The sequence below is a fragment of the Pseudomonas sp. GL-RE-29 genome, assembly GCF_019947275.1.
GTDB classification, from domain to species: domain Bacteria; phylum Pseudomonadota; class Gammaproteobacteria; order Pseudomonadales; family Pseudomonadaceae; genus Aquipseudomonas; species Aquipseudomonas fluorescens_A.
Genome location: NZ_JAGYGD010000078.1, coordinates 1 through 1768, shown reverse-complemented (window position 1 = coordinate 1768; position 1768 = coordinate 1). Strand labels below are relative to the sequence as shown.

The 1768-nt window shown below is 55.4% G+C and carries 3 protein-coding genes; 1 reads left to right on the top strand and 2 read right to left on the bottom strand.

Annotated features, from left to right (window positions below):
- Nucleotides 1–70: 70 nt before the first annotated feature.
- Both KGB21_RS29295 and KGB21_RS29290 read right to left on the bottom strand, forming a co-directional pair.
- Entirely contained in the window at nt 71–658 is a 588-nt protein-coding gene (locus KGB21_RS29295) for an NUDIX domain-containing protein (protein ID WP_223507542.1), read from the bottom strand.
- 70 nt (nt 659–728) lie between these two features.
- Nucleotides 729–1166 (bottom strand): hemerythrin domain-containing protein, encoded by a 438-nt coding sequence (locus KGB21_RS29290; RefSeq protein WP_034146939.1) that lies wholly within the window; start codon nt 1164–1166, stop codon nt 729–731.
- Nucleotides 1167–1310: 144 nt separating this feature from the next.
- Here KGB21_RS29290 and KGB21_RS29285 point away from each other — a divergent pair, with 144 nt between their 5' ends.
- Nucleotides 1311–1742: a GNAT family N-acetyltransferase gene (locus KGB21_RS29285; RefSeq protein ID WP_034146938.1), complete on the top strand. Its 432-nt coding sequence runs from the start codon at nt 1311–1313 to the stop codon at nt 1740–1742.
- The last annotated feature ends 26 nt before the right edge of the window (nt 1743–1768 follow it).

Below are 1768 nucleotides of genomic sequence, written 5' to 3'. Positions count from 1 at the left end.
GCGATCTTTTGATCTTGTTTTTCAAGATCAAAAGATCGCAGCCTGCGGCAGCTCCTACAGGGGATTGTGCTTAGTTGAAGATGTTTTTCATCGCCGCATGCTGCAACAGCATGATGGTCTTCGCATCGCAGATTTCCCCGCGATAAAACGCTTCAAGCGCTTCTTCGAATGCCCATTCCAGCACTTCCAGTTCTTCGGTTTCTTCTTCCAGCCCACCGCCGTCGCTGACCTTGGAAGCCGCGTCATATTCAGCGATGAAAAAGTGCAGTTTTTCCGTCACTGAACCCGGGCTCATGTAAGCCTCGAAAACCTTCTGCACATGGTGCACGCGGTAGCCGGTCTCTTCCTCCGCTTCATCGCGGATGCGGTCCTCGGGCGCCGCGCCATCGAGCAGCCCTGCCGCCACTTCGATCAACAAACCGTCGTGACCATTGACGAACACCGGCAACCGGAACTGTCGGGTCAGCACTACGGTTTTCTTTTCGCGGTTGTACAGCAGAATCGCTGCACCATTGCCCCGGTCGTAGACCTCACGGGTCTGGCGTTGCCATTCGCCGTTGTTGCGTTGGTAATCGAAGGTGATTTTCTTCAGCAGATACCAGTCGTGGGACAACACCTGAGACTCAAGGATGTTGACCCGTTCGGCTGTGTTCGACATGACATCGCATCCTGTTTTTTTTGAAGTCCTGCATTTTAGGTGAAAACAGGAAAGGCTTGCGACTGTTCCCTCAAGAAAGCTGCGCCTTGTATTCCTTCAAGTACTGCCCCGCCAGGGTTTCTTTTTGTTTGTCATCGAGCAGTTTGCCGGCCATCTGGAAGAACTTCTGCTCTTCCTCCTCGAGATGGTGATGGACCTTTTCCGACAGCTTCTTCGCGGTCGCCAGCCAGGCCGGGCTGGACATCTCGGTTTCGTCCAGTTCCTCCATCATTTCGTCCATTTCGTGATGTTCGGCAATCGCATGGCGGCTGAGGTCGACGCCGTTGTCGAACTCCATCAACGGAATATAGAAATGCCGCTCTTCGGCGGTTTCGTGAGCCTGGAGTTCGGATTTCAGCTGTTTGTAGGCTTCGACACGCTCAGGGGTGTCGCCGCTGGTCTTGATCAGTGCTTTGGCATAGGTGCGCTGGCGTTCATGGCTTTCACGCAAGGCTTCGAAAATATTCACGGCGTGTCCTCATCGGTCGCGTTCGGGATGACGCGTCTTAATCAATGACATCTGCGCGCGAGCGACGGTTCCAACCGGTTGCGGCGATGGAACATTAGCGGCGACCACGTTAGGCTGGGCGTTCACAGCCATAAGGACATAGCCATGACGTTGCGAATAGAGTTCTCGCCTACCCCCACGGAAGAGGAACGCCAAGCCATTCTGCTGCCGTTGCGCGCCTACAACGCGTCGAAAGCCGACGGCGCCATACCCGAAAACATTGCCCTGCTGGTACGCGACGAAAACGACCAGATTCTCGGCGGACTCTACGCCCGATTGTTTTACCAATGGCTGTTCATCGACTTGCTGTCGGTGCCGGAACAGGCCCGTGGACAGGGCATGGGCACCCAGCTGATGCAGATGGCTGAAGACTTGGCGCGGGAGAGAAAATGCGTCGGCCTTTGGCTCGACACGTTCGAATTCCAGGCGCCGGATTTCTACAGGAAATGCGGCTACAGCGAGATCGGTCACATCGCCGACTACCCGCCGGGGCATAAGCACTTCTTTTTCCAGAAGCGCCTGAAGACCGACGCATAACCTGTAGGAGCCGGCTTGCTGGCGAT